Genomic DNA, 21,166 nt, shown 5'->3' with positions numbered 1-21,166 from the left:
TGATGCGTATGGGCAATCGGGGACGCTACCTAGCACTCATGTCAACGCAGCCAGCAGCCTGCGCTGCGCCGACTCCCCGTCCGGCACCGGCGGGCGCACATAGTTGCCTTCGGGCGTCATCATCCACGCTTCACGCCGGTCGGACAGATACGGCTCCAGGCCCTCGGCAAGAATCCTTGCCTTCAGGCGCGCATCGAGCACCGGAAAGCAAATTTCGATGCGACGCGACAGGCTTCGTTCCATCCATTCCCCGCTCGACAGCATGACCCGTTCGGCGCCGCCGTCGTGGAAGCAGAAGATGCGCGAGTGCTCGAGAAACCGGCCCATCACCGATTTCACCGTAATGTGCTCGGACAGTCCGGCCACACCCGGACGCAGCGCGCACGCGCCCCGCACGATCAGGTCGATGCGCACGCCCTGGCCTGACGCGTCATACAGCGCCTGGATCAGCTCGGGCTCCAGCAGCATATTCATCTTGGCGACGATGCGGCCCTCGCGCCCGGCCCTGGCGTGTTCGGTCTCGCCCCGGATCGCTGCCAGCAGCTGCTGCTTGAGCGTAAACGGCGATTGCCAGATATGGGTCATGCTTTGCGTCTGGCCGCGGCCGGTCAGCTGGCTGAAGACCTGGGCCACGTCCTGCGTCAGCGCTTCATCGCAGGTCAGCAAGCCGAAATCCGTATAGCTGCGCGAGGTCTCGTGATGATAGTTGCCGGTGCCGAGATGCACGTAGCGCCGCAGTCGTCCGTCCTCGCGCCGCACCACCATCAGCATCTTGGCGTGCGCCTTGAAACCGACCACGCCATAGACCACATGCGCCCCCACTTCCTCGAGCTGGCCCGCCCAGCCGATGTTGGCTTCTTCGTCGAAGCGCGCCATCAGCTCCACCACGGCCGTGACCTCTTTGCCGTTGCGGGCTGCCTCGATCAGCGACGACAGCAGCGCCGAGTCGTGCCCGGCCCGGTACACCGTCTGGCTGATCGCCACCACGTCAGGATCCTGTGCTGCCTGCCTGACGAAATCGACCACCGGCGCAAACGACTGGAACGGATGGTGCAGCAGGATGTCGCCATCGCGCATCGCGCGGAAGATATCGGGCTGGTCTCGCAGCGCCTTCGGCAAGCCCGGCCGGAACGGCGGGTATTTCAGTTCCGGCCGGTCGACCTGGTCCGGCACCTGCATCATGCGGACCAGGTTGACCGGGCCGTTGACCGCGAACACCTCGGCCGGCGCGAGGCCAAACTGCTCCTGCAGGAACGCGGTCATGGCGCGCGGGCAGTTGTCAGCCACCTCGAGCCGCACCGCATCGCCCAGGTGCCGGTGCGGCAGCTCGCCCTGCAGCGCCTCGCGCAGGTTCTTGACCTCTTCCTCGTCGACAAACAGCTCGCTGTTGCGCGTGACCCGGAACTGGTAGCAGCCGCGCACCGTCATGCCGCTGAACAGCTCGCCGACGTGGGCATGCAGGATCGAAGAGAGGAACACGAAGCCGTGTTCGCATCCGGCGATCTCCGCCGGCAGCGCGATCACGCGCGGCAGCGCCCGGGGCGCCTGCACGATGGCATTGCCGGAACTGCGGCCGAATGCATCCTTGCCCTCGAGCTCGACGGCGAAGTTCAGGCTCTTGTTCAGCACCCGCGGGAACGGATGCGCCGGGTCCAGCCGGATCGGCGTCAGGACCGGCATCAGCTCGGCAAAGAAGAACTCGCGAATCCAGTCTTGCTGCGCGGCGTTCCACGATGGCCGCCGCAGGAAGCAGATCTGCTCCTGCGCCATGGCAGGAATCAGCACGTCATTGAACAGCCGGTACTGCTGATCGACCAGCTCACGCACGCGCTGGTTGACCGCGGCATAAACAGCCTGGGGCGTCAGCCCGTCCGGGCCGACCACCGGCGACGACAGCACGCACTGTTCCTTCAATCCCGCCACGCGGACTTCGTAGAACTCGTCGAGGTTGCTGCTGAAGGTGCACAGGGCCCGCAGGCGCTCGAGCAGCGGCATGGCGGGGTCGGCCGCCTGCTGCAGCACGCGGTAAAAGAATTCCAGCTGGCTGAGTTCGCGATTGATGTAGCGCGCATTGCCGTTGGGCAAGGTCGCCGCATCCGCCGGGTCGCGCCCGGGGGGCTCCTGCGGTTCGCCGTGCATGACGCCAGATTCGTGTCTCATGATGCCGTGCCAAGGGAAGCTGTTTTCGGATTCTAGCTGGCGTATTGCGCATATCGGCGCGATTCCGCTTCCGGCGTTCGCGAAAGACGCCTTGCCAGAGACCCCTATATCCAGCCAATGTGACGGCTACACCAGCTAGGCCGTCTGCAAGGCGCCGCCGCGCGCCATGCGGCGGATCGCCTGGGGCGGTTGCCCGAACGCACGCAGGAAGGCACGCCGCATGCGCTCGGCATCGCCAAAGCCGGTATCGCGGGCGACCACATCGATGGGATGGCGGCCGCTTTCCATCATCAGCCGCGCCGCCTCGACGCGCAGGCGCTCAACGGCCTTGGCCGGGCTCTGCCCGGTTTCGTCGCGGAAGGCGCGCGAGAACTGGCGGGCGCTGAGGTGCGCCGCATTCGCCAGCTGCTCCACCGACAGGTCCTGTTGCAGGTTCTGCCGGGCGAAATCCAGCGCACCGCGAATGCGGTCGGAGCGCGGCTCCAGCTCCAGCAGCGCCGAGAATTGCGACTGGCCGCCGGCGCGGCGATGGTACACAACCAGGCTCCTGGCCACGCCGCGCGCGACCGCGGCGCCGGCGTCCTTCTCCACCAGCGCCAGCGCCAGGTCGATGCAGGCCGACATCCCGGCCGAGGTCCACACCGGACCGTCGATGATAAAGATGCGGTCCTCCTCCACGCTGACGTCCGGGAAGCGGCGCCGCAGCTCCTCGGCGTAATACCAGTGCGTGGTGGCACGGCGGCCGGCCAGCAGGCCCGCCTCCGCCAGGGTAAAGGCACCGGTACACGTGGCGCCGATGCGCCGCGAAGTGCGCGCCGCGCGCTGCAGGAACCTCACCAGGGCCGGCGGTGCGGGCAGCACGTCATTGTCGCCCACCACCAGCACGGTATCGAAGCGACGCCGGCCAAAGGGCACGGTGCTGACGGCAAAGCCGCCGGAGCTCGCCACGGGGCCGCCATGTTCGGACAGCAAGTGAACCTGGTACAGCGGCTCGCCAAGCGCCCGGTTGGCGAACTCGAGCACCGTCGACACCGCAAGGTTCAGCGCCTGGAAGCCTGGATAGAGCGCAATGGCCACATGGTGCATGGTGAACTCCTGATGGCAGTGGAAGCCACATTTCCCCGCCATGGCATAAAAGGTGGGATCTACGACATTGTTGCCATTGCCATTGTGCACCTAATCTTCGATGCACGCAGCGGCAATTCGCACCGCCGGCTGCCACCGACCTTCTCACTGCCTTCCCACTGTCTTGGAGCTTCAACGTGACAACTCATACCTACGCTGGCACCGCCCTGATCACCGGGGCGTCTTCGGGCATCGGCGCCATCTACGCGGACCGGCTCGCGCGCCGCGGCCATGACCTGATCCTGGTGGCGCGCAACCGCAGCCGCCTCGAGACCCTGGCGCGGCGCATCACCGACCAGACCGGCCGCTCCGTCGAGATCGTCACGGCCGACCTGGGCCAGGCGGCCGAACTACGCCATGTCGAGAACATCCTGAGGACGGACGCCAGCATCACCACGCTGGTCAACAACGCGGGCTTCGGTGGCGCGTCGCCGTTGCTGGTGTCGGATGCGGACACCATGCAGGCGATGATCGAACTCAACGTCACGGCGCTGACCCGCCTCACCTACGCCGCCGCGCCCGCCTTCGTGGCGCGGGGCCGGGGCACGATCATCAATATTGCGTCGATCGTCGCGCTCGCGCCCGAGGTGCTGAACGGCGTGTACGGCGGCTCCAAGGCCTTTGTGCTGGCCTTTACCCAGTCGCTGCAGCATGAGCTTGCCGGCCACGGCGTGCGGGTCCAGGCGGTGCTGCCGGGGGCGACCCGCACGGCGTTCTGGGATATTGCCGGCCACCCTGTCGAGAACCTGCCGGAAACGCTGGTGATGGACGGCGACGACCTTGTCGATGCTGCACTGGCAGGACTGGACCAGGGCGAGGTGATCACGCTGCCGTCGTTGCCCGACGCCGCGGACTGGCAGGCCTTCGAGGCGGCACGCGCCGCGCTCGGGCCCAATCTTTCGCATGCGCAGCCGGCGGCGCGGTACGGGATTGCGCGCTGAACGCACGCGCCCGGATTTTCAAGACATGAGATTCGCCATGAACGTAGAACTGAAACGGAAAATCGCCTTCGCGCTGTCGATGGGCGTGGTCACCACGGGGATCATCTCGTTCGCCCTGCTCGCCCTCAATATCGGGTTCACCGAGGCATTTGTGCTGACGTGGCTGCGCTCGTGGGGGGTCGGCTATGTGATCGTGATTCCCGCCATCCTGCTGGTCGGGCCGCGCCTGCAGGCGCGGGTCGAGCGCTGGGTCCGCTAGACGATAGTGATGGGATGCTGCCGCGGCCCGCGCTCCAGCAGCGCCGCCAGCCTGCGCAGCGAGTGCGAAAAGTACCGCGGCTGAACCGGAACCGCGCAGCGGGCCGCGCTCTGGCTATACTTGCCCAGGTATCCGTCCTGCCCGGTTTTCCCCCGCCCTTCCACGAAGTTCCTCCGGAGCCACGATATGCGAGCCGGGTTTTGCGCCAGCCAACCACGGCATGCTTCGCCACAGACCGGGCCGCGCAAGCGCTGGCGCGCTCTCCCGGCCATTGCCGCAGCCTTCGCCACCACCTGCGCGGCGCAGGACTTCGATGCCATCGACCGGCCGTTGTGGGAGGCCGGGCTTGGGGTCGGCGGCATCACCCTGCCGCACTACCGCGGCTCGGACTCGCGCGCCAACCTGCTGTTTCCGGTGCCCTACTTCGTCTACCGCGGCGAGCACCTGCGCGCGGACCGCAACGGCGTGCGCGGCAAGCTGTTCGACAGCGACCAGATCGAACTCAATGTCAGCCTCGGCCTCTCGCTACCGGTCAGGAGCAGCCAGGATGAAGTCCGCCGCGGCATGCCGGATCTCAAGACCGCGGTGGAAATCGGGCCTTCGCTGGCGATCACGCTCTGGCATTCCGCCGAGGACCGCACCAGGCTGGACCTGCGGCTGCCCGTACGGCTGGCCGTGACCGTGGAATCGTCGCCCAGGGCGATCGGCTGGATCTTTTCACCTAACCTGAACCTCGACGTTGCCAACGTTGGCGGCCTGCCCGGCTGGAACCTGGGCCTGATGGCGGGTCCGCTGTTCTCGACCGCGCGCTACAACCAGTATTTCTATTCCGTCGACGAGCAATTCGCCACCGCGGCGCGACCGGCCTACCGAGCACAGGGCGGCTATTCCGGCAGCATGGCGCTGGCTTCGCTGTCCAAGCGCTTCCGCCATGTCTGGTTCGGCGCCTTCGTCCGCTACGACCGGCTCGACGGCGCCACCTTCGAAAACAGCCCGCTGGTGCGCCAGAAGGACGCCCTGGCCGCCGGACTGGCGCTGAGCTGGATCTTCGGGCAGTCGTCGACATACGTGCAAAGCCGGGAATAAGGCCGCGGCCGGCCCTGCATATCGGCGCGCGGCCAGCGCCGGGCCAGGCATGCGATGGCCTATTTCAGCGCGCCCTACATGGTCAATGGCAATACGCCGATCACCCGCTGCGGGAACGCGCAGGACCGCGCTAGTTCACCGGCGTAAAGACCGGCGCACCCTGCTTCTTGAGCAGGAACACGACGAACTTCGCTGGCCTGGTCTTGCTGGCATTGCGACCGACGGTGTGGAGGTCGTCCGGGCCTTCGTAGAAGGTTTCGCCCGCCTTCAGCGTAACTTCCTTGCCGCCCTTCACGCCCATGACAATGCTGCCCTCGAGCACATAGACGAACGCATGCGCATCATGGCGATGCACCGGGTCGAAGCCGCCGGGCGGGTACTCCACCGTGATCATCTGCACTTCCTTGCCCGCATAGTCGGGCAGCGCCCTGGTGGTCAGCGACTGGACCACCACCTCGGGCGGCGCGGCGCTGGCCAGCGGCGCCGACATCAGCAGCACCAGGCTTGCCGCCATGGCGATCGACCGTTTCATGGCATTACTCCAGGTTGGCCTTGTCCAGCCCGAAGGCCTTGTCGGAGGAACCCGGCACCATGCGGAAGGCGACGTTCAGCCGGTTCCAGGTGTTGATGGCGCCGACCATGAAAGTCAGGTCGGACAGCTCCTGCTCGGAATACTGCGTGCGCACGCGCTCGTAGACATCGTCCGGTACCCCTTGCGCGGGCAAATGGGTCAGCGCCTCGGTCCAGGCCAGCGCGGCGCGCTCGCGCGGCGAGAACAGCGTCGATTCGCGCGAGATCGCCACGTGATGCAGCCGCAGCTCGCGCTCGCCGTGGATTTTTGCCATCTTGATGTGCATGTCGACGCAGAACGCGCAGCCGTTGAGCTGCGACGCGCGAATCTCGACGAGCTCGCGAATGTGCTGCTCGAGCGTCGTTTTCGCGAACAGGCTGTTGAGCTCCATGAGCTTCTTGGACAGCTCCGGGGATTGCTGGAAGTAGTTGAGGCGTTGCGTCATGATCGCTCCTGCTGAAATGGCGGGGATATCCGGCGGACCCCGCCCGATGGCAGGCAGGGACCGCCTGGAACGAAGCGTAGCCGTGCGCCAGACGCACCGGTAGTGCCGCAGCAGTACACGCACTGTTACCGCGCCGGCACCAATCGCCGGGCACGATACGGCTGCACCGATTTGCCTGCAGCGCAACTACCGCGCCGCGTTGGCTTCGCGCTCGAACTCGCGGATCACCGGGTTGCCCAGGATGGCGTCCCGGCCAGCTTCGATCAGGCGATCGACATCCTTTTCGGGCAGCCGGAGCCGGGTCGGCAGCTCGTTCAGGCTTGCGGCGCGCGCCTTGTCGAGGGCGTCGAAGGCGATCCGCGTCACGAAGAACTCGACGTCGTCGCAGCGCCAGCCTGGGCGGCTTGCGGCGATGGCCTGCTGCCGCGCAAACGGCATGGCGCAGCGATAGGCGACCAGGTCGTTGCGCCACTGGCGCATCATGGGCACGAAGGCGTCATAGCTCATGCGCACGTTGGTGGCCATGGCGGCGTCGATCGACGCGTTTGCCACTTCGATCCCCGACGGGCCCACCTGGCTTTGGTTCCAGTCGCCACGCGGCCCCTGGCCGGCATCGACCACGACGAACAGCAGCCGGCGCACCTTGATCGCATCGTTCTCGCTCATGGGCCCGTAGGCCGTGCCCAGCAGCAGGCGCGACTGAAAGATGGTGGCCAGCCCGTAGTTGTCCGTCACGCCGCCATCGACCAGCTTGACGTACCTGCCCTTGGACAGGTCCCGGTGGCCGCGAACGGCAACCGCCAACGCGCCGATCAGCAGCGATTGCCCCGGCGCCTCGGCGTGATCCAGGTCGGGCAGCGGCGCGCGGCAAGCCTCGGTATGCTTCTCCAGCACGATGGGCGCGAAGAACAGCGGCACCGCCATCGAAGCCGCGACGGCCTCGGACACGGGAAAGCTGGCCAGATCGCTGCAGAGCGCATCGAACGCCAGCTGACTGAACGGAAACGCGACCCGGTAATAGACGTTGGTGGCATTGATCCACACCAGCGGCTTGCCGCGGCGGAACATGTCGGCGTAGGTGGCCCCCTTGAACACATCTTCGTCCAGCCAGGCCCGGAGGTCTTCCCGATTATTGAGGCCCCCGCCAAACAGCCGCGCCAGGTTGAAGGGGTTAAGCAGGCTGAAGCGCAGCCGCGCCTCGCCGTCTTTCAGAAGCACCGAGCGGAACGTCGCCAGGCTGTCCTTGCCGTGCAGGCCGTAGTAGGCGGCGGTGAGCGAGCCTCCGGACACGCTGCTGATGAAGGCCACGTCGTCGAGCAAGGAAGCGCCGCCAGGCCCGCGCATGGCGTCAAGCCCCTGCAGCGCGCCGAAGGCGAAGGCCGCGGCGCGCGTGCCGCCGCCGGAGAAAGCCATGGCGATGGTGGTCGGCCCGGCGACATCGGTGGGTTCACGCAAGGGCACGGTTGCGCCGGCGCCCGTCGCCTGGGGCAGATTGCGGGGGACATTGTGAGAAAGCGAGCCGCAGGCACCGACTCCCGCAAGCAGGAGCACCATCAAGGCGCGGCCGGCCATGCCGCAGGCGCCGCGCCAGCTTGCCAGCCGGCGTGGCTCGGCCAGGCAGCCGTTCCGGCCGGGAGAGGGGTCGTGACGAGACATGCTTGGCGTGGCGCTGGCTGCAGGATGGGATCGGGGGATGCGTTGCCGCAAGCATCGATGGCAGATGCCTCACCATAATATGGCATCACGTCGGGCCCGGCACGTATGCCGCCGCCCACGTGATTGCCCTTGCCATCCCTGGCCTGGAACCCTGGGCCGGCAGCGCCTCGGCAACCTCGCCTGCTATCCGTTTTGCAGATACCAGATGTTGGAATTCTTGAATTTACCGCGGGCCAGCCGCTTCCTACACTGCTCCGGACAAAATCGAAAATCCGGAGACAGACATCATGGATGCCACCCTGCACGCCAATCCGAACCGGGCCACGGCGTAAACTGTGCGCCAACGGCGGCCTCGACAAGGCGCCGTCCCTATCGGCAGAATATCGCGGTGGCGCGCCACAGCGCTGCGGCCTGACTTCGCCGCCAGGCCATACGGCCCAACATCCCCCGAGCACTGAAGCATGAGCACCGAAAACCCACTGCAGTTCGTCCTGGAACCCCATCCCGCCCCCACCCCCGCCGATCAGATCGCGGCCAGGCTGGAGAACCCCGTCTTCGGCCGCGTGTTCACCGATCACATGGTGACGATCCGCTGGACCGAAGGCCGCGGCTGGCATGACGCCAGGGTCGAAGCCCGCCGTCCTTTCCAGATCGATCCCGCCTGCGCCGTGCTGCACTACGCGCAGGAAATCTTCGAGGGCATGAAGGCATATCGTGGCGAAGGCGGCAAGATTTCGCTGTTCCGGCCACAGGAGAACGCCAGGCGTTTTCGCGCCTCCGCTGCCCGCATGTCGATGGCGGACCTGCCCGAGGCCACGTTCCTGCAAGCGGTGGAAGCGCTGGTCGATGTTGACCGCGCCTGGATCCCCGGCAGTGAGGGCAGCCTCTACCTGCGCCCGTTCATGTTCGCCTCGGAGAGTTTTCTCGGCGTGCGCGCCTCGGCCGAATACATATTCTGCGTGATCGCATGTCCGGTCGGCCCGTATTTCAAGCCGGGCAAATCGGCGGTGACGGTCTGGGTGTCGGATCAATACACCCGCGCGGCTTCCGGCGGCACCGGCGCCGCCAAGTGCGGCGGCAATTACGCGGCCAGCCTGATCGCGCAGACCGAGGCCGCGGCCAAGGGCTGCGACCAGGTGGTGTTCCTGGACGCCGCGGAGCACCGCTGGATCGAGGAGCTCGGCGGCATGAACGTGTTTTTCGTGATGGATGACGGCTCGCTGCGCACGCCGCCGCTGAAAGGGACCATCCTGCCGGGCATTACCCGCGCGTCGATCATCGAACTGGCGCGGCACGAGGGTATTCCGGTCAACGAAACGCCATACGACTTCGACTCGTGGCGCGCCGATGCAGCCAGTGGCCGGGTCAGGGAAACCTTCGCCTGCGGCACCGCCGCGGTCGTCACCGCCATCGGCCAGGTGCGCCACGCCGGCGGCGAATTCACCATCGGCGACGGCGGCGAAGGCAAAGTCACGCAACGGCTCCGTACCTTGCTGACCGGCATCCAGCGCGGCAGCATCGCCGACCCATACGGATGGGTGCATCACGTCGATTGAGGCCGGCGCGGCCGTGCACCTCTATTTCGCGGGCACAACCAGCGGCGAACCCTTGGTGACGATATAGGTTGCCAATTCCGATGCCAGGCCGCCGCCGACATTCCGTGCCGAATGCGGCGTGCCTGCCGGGATGAACAGCGATTCGCCGGCCTTCAGCGTCACCGGCGGCTGATCGCCAAGCTGGTACTCAAGGCTGCCCTGCAATACATGGGCGATCTCTTCACCCGGGTGCGCGTGCCTGGGGGCGAACGCGCCCGGTTCAAAGTCGACGCGCACCTGAACGCCCTCCTTGCCTGCAACGCTGAGTTCATGGCTGACCAGGTCAGCCCGATGGATCCCCGGCGCTTGTGCATGGGCGTTGTGGATCGTTGCAGCGAGGCAGGCGACGGTCATGGCGGCGCTTGCAAACTTGGCGAGATTCATTTTGGATGGTCCTCCGTTCGGATTGAGATATATGCAAAATCGCATGGTCTAGCGCGCGTCGAACGCGGCTTGTACTTCTGAAACCGTCGCCGCCTTGTCCTGCAGGTGCGGATAATGGCCAAGGCCGGGCAACACCTTCATCTTCAGGCCGGCGCGGCCCGCCAGTTCCTCGCCCATCTCCTTGCGGATATAGATATCCTTCTCGCCCCAGATCACGCTGACGGGCGTCTTCAGCTTGCCCAGGTTCGCCTCGAAATAGTCCTGGTCACGCGTGAAATGAGAGTAGTAGTGGTAGAACGCATCGGCAGACGTCAGCGCGCCGTTTTGCCATCCGCGGGCGATGTCGGCCCTGAATTCCGGTGTCAATGCAAAGTGCGAGGACTCGGGAAGTCCGCGGGTAAATGCGTTCTGCAAGATCTCGTCGCGTGTGCGGTTGAACGCGGCATGAATCGCGTCGGCCGAGGCGGGCTCCTTGAGCCCTTGCAGGCGCTCCTGCATGAACTGCGGACGGTTGAATGGCGCAAAGTCACCGACAACAATGCGCCTGGCGATGGCCGGGTCGTCGAGGGCCGCCAGCAGGGCCGGCAAGGCGCCAATGTCCGTCGCGTAGATCACCAGGTCTTTCTTGTCGATGCCTGCCGTGACGATGTAGTCCTTGAGCACCTTTGCATAATCCCTGGGTGCGTACGCAAACCTGTCGGTCGCGGGACGTGAGGAATCGCCATAGCCCGGCCAGTCGAACGCGTGGGCCTCGTAGTCGTGGCCAAGTTGCACGGCAATGTCCTTCCACGCGTACAGCGTCTCGGGGAATCCATGCAGGAACAGCACCGTGCCCTTGCCCTCGGCATTGCGTACGATCAGGCGCCTCAACTTGATATCGGGGCTGGCCTGGATGAAGCCGATTTCCGGCACCGGCGGTTGCGGCGCCGCTGCGCGGGCGCCGCCAATGAGCAGCGTGGCGGCCAACGCTACAGCGCCGACGGCCGTGAGTCTTAGTGCACTGCGAACTGTGGATGTCCTGGTCATGTCATGTCCCTCCTGCCTGGTCGTTTGCAGCCAACCCGACCACCGCGGCGGATATACGTTTGCATAGCCAGCATTGAACGATGCGGATGTATCCCTGCTGTAGCGAACGGTGGCACTTAATGTATTAGTTCGTATCTGCAGGTTGCGCCGCTACGTTGTCATACAAAACGCCCGACAGCCCGCCGCGGCGGCGTGCTCAGATGCAAGGCCTATCCTGAAATCGCACGTCGCATCCGACCCGGATGTGCGTGTAGAGGCAACCCTGCACAAAAGGAAAACGCCATGCACCCTGTCCTCAAGTCCCTTTCCGCCGCCGGCATTGCAGCCGCGTTCTGTGCGAGCGTCTCCGCGCAACCTGCACAAGACGCCGTCCGCCCGCCTGCCATCCTTCCCCTCGGCAGCGAGCCCGCACCGAAACTGGTCCCCTACGCGGCGTTACCGGAGCCGCTCGCGCGCGGCGTCGTCATCGTCCAGTTTCGCACCGAGAACTTCCGCGTCATGCCGGTATTCGGCAATGCCGCGGCCGGGATCTCGCCTCGTATCGGGCACTTGCACGTGACGGTTGACGATACTCCTGGCACCTGGGCCCATACGAGCGACGATCCGATCATCGTGGTCGGGCTCGCGCCGGGGCCGCACAGGCTGCGCCTGGAACTGGCCGATCCCGGCCACAGGATCCTCGCCACCGAGGTGGTCGCCTTCACGGTGCCAGACGTAAAGGGATCGGGATCGGCGCCGGCATCGGCGTCCGGATCCCACCGACATTGAAGCACCCGCACAACGTTTTCATTTGCTGGACAACGAAGGTAAGATTTGGCAACAAGCTCAACATTGAACCTACCGTGGATCTGGCGGCCCTGGCTGACTTCAATCTCGTTGCCGCGCAAGGAGGCTTCGGCAAGGCCAGCCGATACAGCGGCCGCCCCAAGGCGACGCTGTCCCGGCGCGTGATGGATCTGGAGGACAGCCTCGGTGTACGGCTGTTCGAGCGCGGCACCCGCTCGCTCAGACTCACCGAGGCAGGCCGCGCGCTATACGAACGCACGCATCCGCTCGTGGCGGAGATCCTGGAAGCCGGGGACCTTGTCGCAACAGGCTTGTCGCCCCCCAGAGGACGCCTGCGCATCAGCGCGCCCGTGCTGTTTTCCCATACCCTGATCGGCAAGCTTGCTGCTGGCTTCGCCAGGGCCTACCACGATGTGGTGCTGGAGATCAACGCCGAGGACCGCAATGTCGAGTTGGTCGAGGAGAACTACGACGTCGCCATTCGGGTGAATCCCCGGCCCAACGAAATGCTGGTGGGGCGCTGCTTTGCGCGTGACGAGATGCTGGTGGTCGCGCCCGCCTCCATGCCCGTTCCGGAAGGTCAGGACGGCGATGTCTTCGACGTGCCGGCCGTGGTGCTCGCCAGTGGCTTCGACAGCGGGCATTGGAACTTCACGCATGAAGGCCGCCAGATCACGCTCAATCCGCGGGAACGCCTGCGCATGTCGTCGCTTATTCCGGTCCGCGATGCGGTGCTGGCTGGCGCCGGTGTCGGCCTGCTGCCGCGCTCGTTGCTCAGCTTGCCGTGCGTAGACAAGGCAGCATTGAACATATGGGGTCCTGTCCCGGACCGCCCCATTGAGCTGTGGGTATTGCATTCATCCCGACGGCTCTCGAGTTCAAAAGTCAACGCCTTCGTCGACTATCTGAGCAACGCGTTTCCTGAACGCAAGCTGTTTGCGGCGGAATGATTCCGTCAATCCGTCGCGGCGACGGATCCGGAACGGACGGGTCTCCGCCCTCTCGGCAACCGAATCGCCCGCGATCAGGCGACCCTGGCCGCAACGTTCGACGTGGTCAGCCTGGGATAGTCGGTGTAACCCTCGGCCCCGCCGCCGTAGAACGTCCCCTGGTCGGCCTCGTTCATCGGTTCGCCGGCGCGAAGCCGGTCCACGGCGTCAGGATTGGCGAGCGCCCATCGGCCAATCGGGGCCATATCCGCCAGTCCCGCTTCAATATCCTTGCCGACGGCATCGATCGGCCGGTTGATTCGATTGACAAGCAGTATTCCGCGCCAGATGGCGCGAATGTCCTTCAGCAATGACTCGTCGCCGCCGTGCGCGAGATGCAGGTAGGCAAGGTCGAGCTTCGCCAGTTCGCCAACCAGATGGCGATACACGTCGCCGTAATGCTCGCCCTCGTCGATGCCGCCCAGGCGCGATCCGGGCGACAGTCGGATGGCGGTGCGATCGGCACCGATCTCGGCCGATACCGCGGCCGCGACTTCCATCGCAAACCGGATCCGGTTCGGGATCGAACCGCCATAGTTGTCCATGCGCGTGTTGGCGTTGGGAGCGAGGAACTGCTGGATCAGGTAGCCGTTGGCGCCGTGGATTTCCACGCCGTCGGCCCCCGCTTCCACCGCCATGGCGGCAGCACGTCGAAAGTCCGAAACGGTGGCCAGCAGCTCCACTTGCGTCAAGGCACGCGGCACCGGAACCGGCAGCATGCCCGAGGGCGTGTAGAGCTCGACGTTCGGCGCGATTGCCGATGGCGCAACGGCTTGCCGGCCGTGTGGTGTATTGGCCGGGTGCGACGTGCGGCCCGCATGCATAAGCTGGATGAACAGGTGACCGCCTTTGGCGTGCACGGCCTCGGCCACCTTGCGCCAGCCGGCGACATGCGCCTCGGTATGGATGCCAGGGGAATTCGGAAACCCCTGCCCGTCCTCCGATGGCTGCGTGCCTTCGGTAATCAGCAGTCCAAGCGAGGCCCGTTGTGCATAGTATTCGGCAGCCAGCGGTCCCGGCGTGCCATCGGCTAGCGCGCGACTGCGCGTAAGCGGAGACATCGCCAGTCGGTGCTTCAGGGTCATGCGCCCTACGCGGACCGGATCCCAGATGGTGGTCATTGATTGCTCCAGAAGGATGGATGGAATAGCGCCTGATGCGTGGTGTGAACGTTAGACCGTTCCGCATACGGGCGGTAGACCACAAAAATCAGACACCTCATCCCATATCTGGATCACTCTCCTTCGCCAGCCGGATATCCGGCGCAGCAAATCCGATGGCATTTTTGCGCGTTGAAAATGCACAAATTCCCCGCTTCGGATTGCCCCGCAATGCTAGTCTGGGTGCTGGATCGTCTCTCCCTGGCGGTCCTTCGCCCAAGGAGCAGATCATGGTTGGCAATGCGCGTTCCATCGAAAAGAAAGCGACCTACTGGGGTGTCCCGTGGGAAGAGGCATACGGCTATGCGCAGGCGGTGCTGGTCGGCAACGATATCTATGTTTCCGGGCAGCTCAGCCACGACAGCAGCGGCAACCTGGTGGCACCGGCAGCCCTCGATGCAGGCGGCCGGCCGCGCGATTTTTCCATGATGGAAGCCCAGATGCGGGTCACCTACGAAAACCTGTCGGCCATTCTTGCGCGCTTCGGCGCCACACTCGACAACGTGGTGGAGGAAACCCTGTATGTGCTGGACGTGGATGCGGCATTCGCTGCCGCCGGCACGGTGCGCAAGGAGGCCTACGGTACCGAACGGCCGCAATGCGCAAGCAATCTGATCGGCGTTTCCAGGCTGGCCATGGCACCGCAATTGATCGAGATCGCCTGCAAGGCGGTGCTGAGGCCGGCGGCGGCAGCCTGACCGCGGCGGCCGGGCCTCGGTCTACGCGCCGCCGACAGGCTCCCGGCCTTCGATCAATGCCTTGCGTTCGGCGACAGCGGCTGCGCAGAAGCTCATGAATGCCTGAACGCGCCGGGATCTTCGGATATCCGGATGGGTGAGCAGCCAGAGTTCATCCCGCAATTCGGGCACGACGGGACCGACGCGCACCAGCCCGGGCATGATGTCTCCCAGCATGCACGGCAGAAAGCCCAGGCCGAGCCCGGCTGCGATGGCCGCGCTGACCGCTGCGACCGAGTCGGAACGGTATGAAATACTGCCGGAGGCGACCCGGCGCTCGACGTACTGAGATGCCTTGAGACCGGACAATTGGCCTGCATAGGACACCCACGCGCGATCGTAGAGGCCATCGGCCGCGGGCACCTTGCGGCCGAACTGCGTCGCGCAGCCGTAAGGCGCCCACGCGATGGTCGCGAGCTTGCGCCCGACCAGGCTTTCCGACGGGCGTCGGGTCGCCCTGAATGCAATATCGGATTCGTCGCGGGCAAGGTTCAGGGCGCCGTTGCCGACCAGTACCTCGACCGCCACCGCGGCGTTGCGCGCCTTGAAGTCCGCGATGATTGGCGTGAGGAAGTACAGCAACAGGGAGTCGCTGGTCGTGATCCGCAACGTCCCCAGCGGACCGTGCAGGCCGCGCGAGACACGCCTGGCGACACTGACGACGTCGAGCTCGACGCGCTCGCACAGCGCGCGCAACTCCAATCCCTCGGCCGTGAGCCGGTAGCCGGCACGCCGCCGGTCGAACAGCGTGACCCCGAGTGCCGCTTCGGCCAGCGCCACCCGGCGCGACACCGTGGAGACGTTGATGCCCAGCTTGCTGGCGGCGACCGCACGGCTGCCGCTTTCGCTGAGGGTCTTGATGATCCGCAGGTCGTCCCAGGACAGGCGCTGGGCGGCGTCGCCCGACGCCTGCCCTGCGCGCTCTTGCGCGTCATGGCCCGGCACGTGATCTGGGGATGTCGATTGCACGTTGGTGGCTCCCGCGATGGCATCGAGCTCCGCCCGGTGTTCGGGACCCAGCCGCTTCAGGCTGCAGCAGCGAGGGCGGACTCGGGAGCACGGCGGAAGCTGATGGCGAGCCGATTATAGGCATTCATCAGCCCGATGGCCATGGTCAGGTCGGCGAGTTCCTTTTCGCTGAACACCGCCGCGGCCCGTTGGAAGTCTTCGTCGGGCACATGGGTGTCGGCGACGCGGGTGACGGATTCCGTCCACGCCAGCGCCGCCTGCTCGCGCTCGCTGAACAAGGGCCCCGCCTCCTGCCAGGCCTGCACCAGCGCAAGCTTTGCTGGCGTGACGCCCTTCTTGATCAGGTCGCGGGTATGCATGTCGAGGCAATACGCGCAGCCATTGATCTGGCTTACGCGCAGATAGACCAGTTCGACCAGCACGTCTTCCAGTCCTGATTGCATGACATAACCGTATACGCCGCCAAATGCCTTGACGCCGCCCGCCGATACCTTGGTGTAGTCCAGTCTCATTTCACACTCTTAGTTGTCGTTGATGGTCAGTTCCTGGTCGGCCGTATCGACCACGAACACGGCCAGCAGCTTTGCCGGCCGGGTCTTGCTCGCATTGCGGCTCACCGGATGGCGGGAGCCCGGATTCTCGAAGAAACTCTCCCCAGCCTTGTAGACACGTTCCGGCTCGTCGTTCACCTTGCTGGCGATGCTGCCCGAAACGACGTAGGCATAGATAAACGACGACCTGGCATGGGTATGCGGCAGCGATGCACCACCGGGCGGATAGAACACCTCGACGGCGACGAGCGACTTGCCCGGGATATTGGGGATCTCCTTCGAGAAATTGGGCTTCACCGTGTCGCCGGCGCCGTGCGCCGCTGCGACACTGCTAAAGGCGATGCCCGTTGCCGCCAGCAGGGATAGAAGTATGCGTTGCAGTTTCATGTTTGGCTCCTTGGAGGCTAGAATCATGCACCTCACCTGGTTCACAAAAAAGAACCAAAAACACGATTTTTGAATGCACCAGAGGCGATGACCAGCATCCTCGACCTGAAGCTGGACCGTGCGTCCAGAACCTCACTGGCGGAACAGATACGGCTCGGTATCACCGGTGCGATCGAGAGTGGCGTACTGGTTCCAGGCGCCAGGTTGCCGTCGTGGATCGACCTCGCTGCCCAGCTTGGCGTGGCGCGAGGCACTGTCAGGACCGCCTACGAGCGGCTGTCCGATGCGCAACTGGTGATCTCATCGCGGGCCGGCGGCACCCGGGTTTCCGACCATGCCGCTGCGGCACGGCCCCGCGCGGAACAGGCGCGTTCGGTCGAGACCGATCTGCGCTCGGCGCTGTACCAGCATTTCCTGCCGGGTCCCGCGGTGTTCCAGATGGGCGTGCCGGCATCGGACTGCTTCCCTGCCCCCTTGTTCGCACGGCTGCGATCGCGGGCGGCACGTGACGAGGTGGAGGCACCGGCGACCTACCCGGATCCGCGCGGCGAGCATGAACTCCGCAGAGAGATCGCGGCGCACCTGGCATTGTCCCGGGGAATTGAATGCCAGCCTTCACAGGTCTTCATCACCGCGGGCTTTACCGGCGCGCTCGGTGTCACGCTGCGGGTGATCCAGGCCGAGGGCCGGCAAGCCTGGGTCGAGAACCCGGGTTTTCTTCCCAGTCGCAGAGCCATGGCACTGTCCCGGCTCACGATCGTTCCCATCCCGGTCGATGAAGACGGCATCGACGTCGGCTACGGCGAGGCGCATGCACCGGATGCCGCGGTGGCGCTGGTCACTGCGGGTCAGCAGGCGCCACTGGGCCCGACCCTGTCACTCGGTCGCCGCGTGCAACTGCTCGAGTGGGCCAGCCGCGCGGATGCATGGATCATCGAGGACGACTACCTTGGCGAACTTCAGCTCAGGCGCCGGGCGGCTCCCGCACTGGCATCGCAGGATCGGGCCGGGCGGGTCATCCATATCGGGTCGTTCAGCAAGACGCTCAGCCCGACGCTGCGGCTCGGCTTCGTGGTCGTGCCGCCTGGCCTGGTGTCGCGCTTCGAAGAAGTCGTCGCCTGCCTCGCTTCCGCGCCAGGGCCGGCGGTGCAGATGGCGACCGCCGAGTTTATGCGCGATGGCCACTATCTGCGCCACCTGCGCCGCATGAAGCGCATTTACGCAGCCCGCAGCGATGCGCTCCTGGCCGCGCTTGATGCCAGGGGCTTCCAGGCCTATGCGGCAGGCCTCGCCGTAGTGGTAAGACTGCCGGACGGCGCCGACGACCAGAGGATCGCCCGGGAAGCCTATGCCTACGGGCTGGCACCCGCACCGTTATCGGCCTGGTTCTGCTCTGCGTCCACGCAACGGTCCGGCCTGCTGCTTGGTGTCGCGACGGCGATCGAACACCAGGTTCCCGCTGCCTGCGACCGCTTGCAGCAACTGATCCGCAAGTTCTCCTAGTGCACCGGCAAGTGGGCAATCGGGATAGGTGGTACAGCGTTTCCCCGGGTTCTTGGTGCTTTCCTGGCGCACAGTGGACCAGCACAATATCCGCACGGAGTCCGGGCGGAGCGTCACCCCGCTTCGCTGTGTCGTCGACTCGTCGCTGCACCGTCTGGCTGTGCAGTTTCAAGGAGAATGTCCATGAAGATCTTTGTCGCCGGCGCCACTGGCGCAATCGGCTTGCCGCTGGTGCGCGTACTGCGCGCGCTGGGCCATGACGTTACCGGGATGACTCGCGCCGGCAAAGGTGCGGACAGGCTGCGCGAGCTCGGGGCCAGGGTCTCCTTTGCCGATGCCTTTGACCCGCAAGCGGTCCGGGACGCGATCCGGGAAGCCTCGCCCGATGTCGTGATCGACCAGCTTACGTGGCTTCCCGCGAATCCGGCCGACATCATCAAATCAATGCCCGACGATACGCGCCTTCACCGGGAGGGCGGCGGCAATCTGCTGGCCGCCGCCGAGGCGCTGGGCGTGCAGCGCTATATCGTGCAGTCGCGGGGCTTTTACCTCGCCGCCCTGCCGGGACAGCTCGCCGACGAAGCGGCCGCGCTTCGTTGTGACGCGCCCGGCGAGGTCGGCGACAGCGCGCGGACGATGGCCGCGTACGAGAACGCCGTCATGGGCGCGGCCTCGCTGGAAGGCGTGGTCCTGCGCTATGGCTTCTTCTATGGCCCCGGCACCTGGTACCGGCCCGACGGCGCCATTGCGGAGCAGGCGCGAAAAAATGAAATGTCGATCATCGGCGACGGCAATGCGGTCTGGTCGTTCGTCCATATCGATGACGCCATCGCGGCAACGGTCGCTTCGCTGACGGCCGAGCCAGGCGTGTACAACGTGGTCGACGACGACCCCATTGCCGTCGCCCAATGGATGCCGGCGTTTGCTCGCTGGGTCGATGCCCCGGAGCCAGCCCGCATAAGCGTCGAGGCCGCGCGGAAGGCTGCCGGGGAGGAAGCGGTCTACTACCATACCCGCCTGACCGGCGCCTCGAACAGCGCGGCAAAGGCGAAACTCGGCTTCGCCCCGCGGCCGCTGCTGTGGAAAGACGCTTAGCGGGACTGCCGCTTATATCCGGGTACCCATTGCCTCGCCGTGCTCGCACAAGGCGTGGACTCGCTCGGCCGCGTCCGGAACGCCTCGCTCGCCGCTTACCAGAAAGGCATCGTCAGCCTGATAGAAGTCCCGGCGCAACGCATTCCGCCCGGGCTGCGGGTCACAGCGACTTCAGATACTCCGTCAGGTCGGCAATATCCTGGCTGCTCAGCCCCAGTCCGCGTTTTGTGTTGTAGGTCGTCACGACATCCGACAAAGTCGCCGCAGAGCCGTCATGGAAATAGGGAGGGTGTTGCCATGCCCCCTTCAGCGGCGTGGTCCGGTATTGCTTTGTTGCGGAGCGCGAGGCGTAGCTTGGGCTCTCCGGTTCCGCCATCGAGTCTGCGGGCGGGTGAAGCAGCGAGTTGGCATCGGTAAATGCCGGGCCACTATGGCACGTGGCGCATCGACCCGCGCCTTCGAACAGGGCCTTGCCGCGCAATGCCGCCGCGGGGTCGAAGCTTCCCGCCGGTGGCGGCGGAGCACCCAGGGATAGCTGATACGCTTGCAGGGCCGCAAGCTTGCTGGTGACAAGATCGACCGAGCCGTTGGTGATGGAGATATTCAGGCGCGGCTCGGATACGGAGCCAAGGCCTCCCATCTGGGACACGGCGACATACCGGTTCCAGTACATGACGTCTTCGCCATCGCCGGTAAAGGTGATGCGATGAATGCCGGCCAGCCCGAAGGCCGGCGGTATCACGACCGGCTTGCTGAGGCCGTCGATATTGTGGCGGGGGTCGTACTTGCCTGCACCCCAGGCGTTGAGGACCTTTTTCATGGCCTCGTCAATGGCCGGGGACAGCGCGATGATGGCGCCGGGATTGAGATCCCGGTTGGGCCATCCGTCCAGCCGCTTGCCGATGCCCGGCGCGAACGAGTTGTCCACCGTCGAATGACAGAGCGCGCAGGTAGTGCCGACGCGGGTCAGCTTATCGACCCCATTGACGGTCTCGACGGTCCCCTGGAGGCCGACGACCGCGTTCAGTTTCAGCAGCGCCACCGTCGTAGCCGGGCTCTTGAGGTCGATCGTGCCATTGCGGATGCCATTTACGACAGCCTCGGGCAAGGCCTCGGCGTCCACCTTGAGGCCGACGGATAATGCGGTCAAGGGATCCACCGAGCTGGCGATGACCTCGTGCATCCTCAGGTTATCGGTCCACTTCGCTTCGTCCCCGAAGGTATCGAAGCGAAATATCTGCTTGCCCTGCTCAACCAGGGCCTTCTGCGCCGCTTCTGTGCTGGCCGCATCGGTTCCTCCCCCTCCAGAACTGCCGCCGCACGCCGCGGCGGCCCCGACCGCGGCTGCCATGATCAGTGCATTGGCCAGCCTCCGTCGAGGCATCTGCTGCATCGCCGAGTGCCGCAGCGGTACCGGCTGCACTTCAGTTTCAGGTGTCGGTGCGGAGGGTTGCCTTTTCATGATCGACGTCCTTGCCAGGATGAGATGCAGCAACTGAAATAAGGCAACCGACATCTCGCCGACGGCAGTCGCTCGAATTTGTCCGTTGCATAGGCGTTAGACGTCGGCAGACGCCGGAAGGTGACACGAGGCCCAGGCCACATTGCGATCGGTTGTGGCTGCGTGCATTTGCCTATGATTGCTGACACGTTGTTCGTGCCCAGGCGAGGGACGGCAGACGGGTATGCGCCCCAGTCGACTGTCACCTTTTTGCAGCAGTGCCGTCTAATGATCAGCAAC

Annotated in this window: 21 protein-coding genes; 9 read left to right on the top strand and 12 right to left on the bottom strand. The window is 65.4% G+C overall.

All coding sequences use genetic code 11. From position 1 onward, the window contains the following. Positions 1 to 36: 36 nt before the first annotated feature. Together ppk1 and A2G96_RS10605 are read right to left on the bottom strand one after the other, a co-directional pair. On the bottom strand, positions 37 to 2,160 hold the full coding sequence (ppk1, locus tag A2G96_RS10610; RefSeq protein ID WP_417926426.1) for a polyphosphate kinase 1: 2,124 nt from the start codon (positions 2,158 to 2,160) through the stop codon (positions 37 to 39). 135 nt (positions 2,161 to 2,295) lie between these two features. After that, positions 2,296 to 3,246, bottom strand: a complete 951-nt coding sequence (locus A2G96_RS10605) for a GlxA family transcriptional regulator (protein WP_062799079.1) — start codon at positions 3,244 to 3,246, stop codon at positions 2,296 to 2,298. A 176-nt stretch (positions 3,247 to 3,422) separates the two neighbouring features. Here A2G96_RS10605 and A2G96_RS10600 point away from each other — a divergent pair, with 176 nt between their 5' ends. From A2G96_RS10600 to A2G96_RS10590, 3 genes are all read left to right on the top strand, one after another. After that, the gene (locus tag A2G96_RS10600) at positions 3,423 to 4,226 is read left to right on the top strand and encodes an SDR family NAD(P)-dependent oxidoreductase (RefSeq protein WP_062799077.1); all 804 of its coding nucleotides are present in this window, start codon (positions 3,423 to 3,425) and stop codon (positions 4,224 to 4,226) included. Positions 4,227 to 4,263: 37 nt separating this feature from the next. Beyond that, complete coding sequence (locus tag A2G96_RS10595) at positions 4,264 to 4,485, top strand: DUF2798 domain-containing protein (protein WP_062799075.1); 222 nt, start codon at positions 4,264 to 4,266, stop codon at positions 4,483 to 4,485. A gap of 186 nt (positions 4,486 to 4,671) precedes the next feature. Next, positions 4,672 to 5,571, top strand: a complete 900-nt coding sequence (locus tag A2G96_RS10590) for a MipA/OmpV family protein (RefSeq protein ID WP_062799073.1) — start codon at positions 4,672 to 4,674, stop codon at positions 5,569 to 5,571. A 130-nt stretch (positions 5,572 to 5,701) separates the two neighbouring features. On the opposite strand, the gene A2G96_RS10585 is transcribed toward A2G96_RS10590, so the two are convergent. The 3 genes from A2G96_RS10585 to A2G96_RS10575 all read right to left on the bottom strand — a co-directional run bounded on the left by A2G96_RS10585 (position 5,702) and on the right by A2G96_RS10575 (position 8,243). Further along, a complete protein-coding gene (locus A2G96_RS10585; protein WP_062799071.1) occupies positions 5,702 to 6,103 on the bottom strand; it encodes a cupin domain-containing protein in 402 nt (133 codons plus the stop codon). A 4-nt stretch (positions 6,104 to 6,107) separates the two neighbouring features. Then, positions 6,108 to 6,587, bottom strand: a complete 480-nt coding sequence (locus tag A2G96_RS10580) for a carboxymuconolactone decarboxylase family protein (protein WP_062799069.1) — start codon at positions 6,585 to 6,587, stop codon at positions 6,108 to 6,110. 186 nt (positions 6,588 to 6,773) lie between these two features. Beyond that, the gene (locus tag A2G96_RS10575; RefSeq protein WP_231909646.1) at positions 6,774 to 8,243 is read right to left on the bottom strand and encodes a patatin-like phospholipase family protein; all 1,470 of its coding nucleotides are present in this window, start codon (positions 8,241 to 8,243) and stop codon (positions 6,774 to 6,776) included. A gap of 461 nt (positions 8,244 to 8,704) precedes the next feature. On the opposite strand from A2G96_RS10575, the gene A2G96_RS10570 reads away from it, so the two are divergent. Continuing rightward, positions 8,705 to 9,799, top strand: a complete 1,095-nt coding sequence (locus tag A2G96_RS10570) for a branched-chain amino acid aminotransferase (protein WP_062799065.1) — start codon at positions 8,705 to 8,707, stop codon at positions 9,797 to 9,799. 21 nt (positions 9,800 to 9,820) lie between these two features. Here the strand turns inward: A2G96_RS10570 and A2G96_RS10565 are convergent, their stop codons facing one another. Together A2G96_RS10565 and A2G96_RS10560 are read right to left on the bottom strand one after the other, a co-directional pair. Further along, on the bottom strand, positions 9,821 to 10,222 hold the full coding sequence (locus A2G96_RS10565) for a cupin domain-containing protein (RefSeq protein WP_062799063.1): 402 nt from the start codon (positions 10,220 to 10,222) through the stop codon (positions 9,821 to 9,823). Positions 10,223 to 10,270: 48 nt separating this feature from the next. After that, a complete protein-coding gene (locus A2G96_RS10560; protein ID WP_062799061.1) occupies positions 10,271 to 11,248 on the bottom strand; it encodes an alpha/beta fold hydrolase in 978 nt (325 codons plus the stop codon). Positions 11,249 to 11,530: 282 nt separating this feature from the next. On the opposite strand from A2G96_RS10560, the gene A2G96_RS10555 reads away from it, so the two are divergent. Continuing rightward, the gene (locus tag A2G96_RS10555) at positions 11,531 to 12,016 is read left to right on the top strand and encodes a DUF6130 family protein (RefSeq protein WP_062799059.1); all 486 of its coding nucleotides are present in this window, start codon (positions 11,531 to 11,533) and stop codon (positions 12,014 to 12,016) included. A gap of 74 nt (positions 12,017 to 12,090) precedes the next feature. Next, positions 12,091 to 12,984, top strand: coding sequence for a LysR family transcriptional regulator (locus tag A2G96_RS10550; RefSeq protein WP_062799057.1), 894 nt, complete (start codon positions 12,091 to 12,093; stop codon positions 12,982 to 12,984). A 74-nt stretch (positions 12,985 to 13,058) separates the two neighbouring features. Here A2G96_RS10550 and A2G96_RS10545 read toward each other — a convergent pair whose 3' ends face one another. Continuing rightward, entirely contained in the window at positions 13,059 to 14,144 is a 1,086-nt protein-coding gene (locus A2G96_RS10545; RefSeq protein WP_062799055.1) for an alkene reductase, read from the bottom strand. A 155-nt stretch (positions 14,145 to 14,299) separates the two neighbouring features. Here A2G96_RS10545 and A2G96_RS10540 point away from each other — a divergent pair, with 155 nt between their 5' ends. Then, positions 14,300 to 14,881 carry a Rid family hydrolase gene (locus tag A2G96_RS10540; RefSeq protein WP_231909645.1) on the top strand — a complete coding sequence of 194 codons (582 nt, stop codon included), beginning with the start codon at positions 14,300 to 14,302 and terminating at the stop codon, positions 14,879 to 14,881. Between the two features lie 21 nt (positions 14,882 to 14,902). On the opposite strand, the gene A2G96_RS10535 is transcribed toward A2G96_RS10540, so the two are convergent. Genes A2G96_RS10535 through A2G96_RS10525 form a run of 3 tightly spaced genes read right to left on the bottom strand, consistent with a single transcriptional unit; the run spans position 14,903 to position 16,827 of the window. Then, positions 14,903 to 15,889 (bottom strand): LysR family transcriptional regulator, encoded by a 987-nt coding sequence (locus tag A2G96_RS10535; RefSeq protein ID WP_062799051.1) that lies wholly within the window; start codon positions 15,887 to 15,889, stop codon positions 14,903 to 14,905. A 56-nt stretch (positions 15,890 to 15,945) separates the two neighbouring features. After that, entirely contained in the window at positions 15,946 to 16,401 is a 456-nt protein-coding gene (locus A2G96_RS10530; RefSeq protein WP_062799049.1) for a carboxymuconolactone decarboxylase family protein, read from the bottom strand. A 9-nt stretch (positions 16,402 to 16,410) separates the two neighbouring features. Continuing rightward, positions 16,411 to 16,827 (bottom strand): cupin domain-containing protein, encoded by a 417-nt coding sequence (locus tag A2G96_RS10525; protein WP_062799047.1) that lies wholly within the window; start codon positions 16,825 to 16,827, stop codon positions 16,411 to 16,413. Positions 16,828 to 16,914: 87 nt separating this feature from the next. On the opposite strand from A2G96_RS10525, the gene pdxR reads away from it, so the two are divergent. Continuing rightward, the gene (pdxR, locus tag A2G96_RS10520; RefSeq protein WP_062799045.1) at positions 16,915 to 18,330 is read left to right on the top strand and encodes a MocR-like pyridoxine biosynthesis transcription factor PdxR; all 1,416 of its coding nucleotides are present in this window, start codon (positions 16,915 to 16,917) and stop codon (positions 18,328 to 18,330) included. 183 nt (positions 18,331 to 18,513) lie between these two features. Beyond that, entirely contained in the window at positions 18,514 to 19,425 is a 912-nt protein-coding gene (locus A2G96_RS10515; protein WP_062799043.1) for an NAD-dependent epimerase/dehydratase family protein, read from the top strand. A 160-nt stretch (positions 19,426 to 19,585) separates the two neighbouring features. On the opposite strand, the gene A2G96_RS10510 is transcribed toward A2G96_RS10515, so the two are convergent. Then, complete coding sequence (locus A2G96_RS10510; protein WP_231909644.1) at positions 19,586 to 20,887, bottom strand: c-type cytochrome; 1,302 nt, start codon at positions 20,885 to 20,887, stop codon at positions 19,586 to 19,588. Positions 20,888 to 21,166 lie beyond the last annotated feature (279 nt).

This window comes from Cupriavidus nantongensis, assembly GCF_001598055.1.
GTDB lineage: Bacteria > Pseudomonadota > Gammaproteobacteria > Burkholderiales > Burkholderiaceae > Cupriavidus > Cupriavidus nantongensis.
Note: the sequence above shows the minus strand (reverse complement) of the source record. Positions and strands in the feature narration are given on the sequence as shown.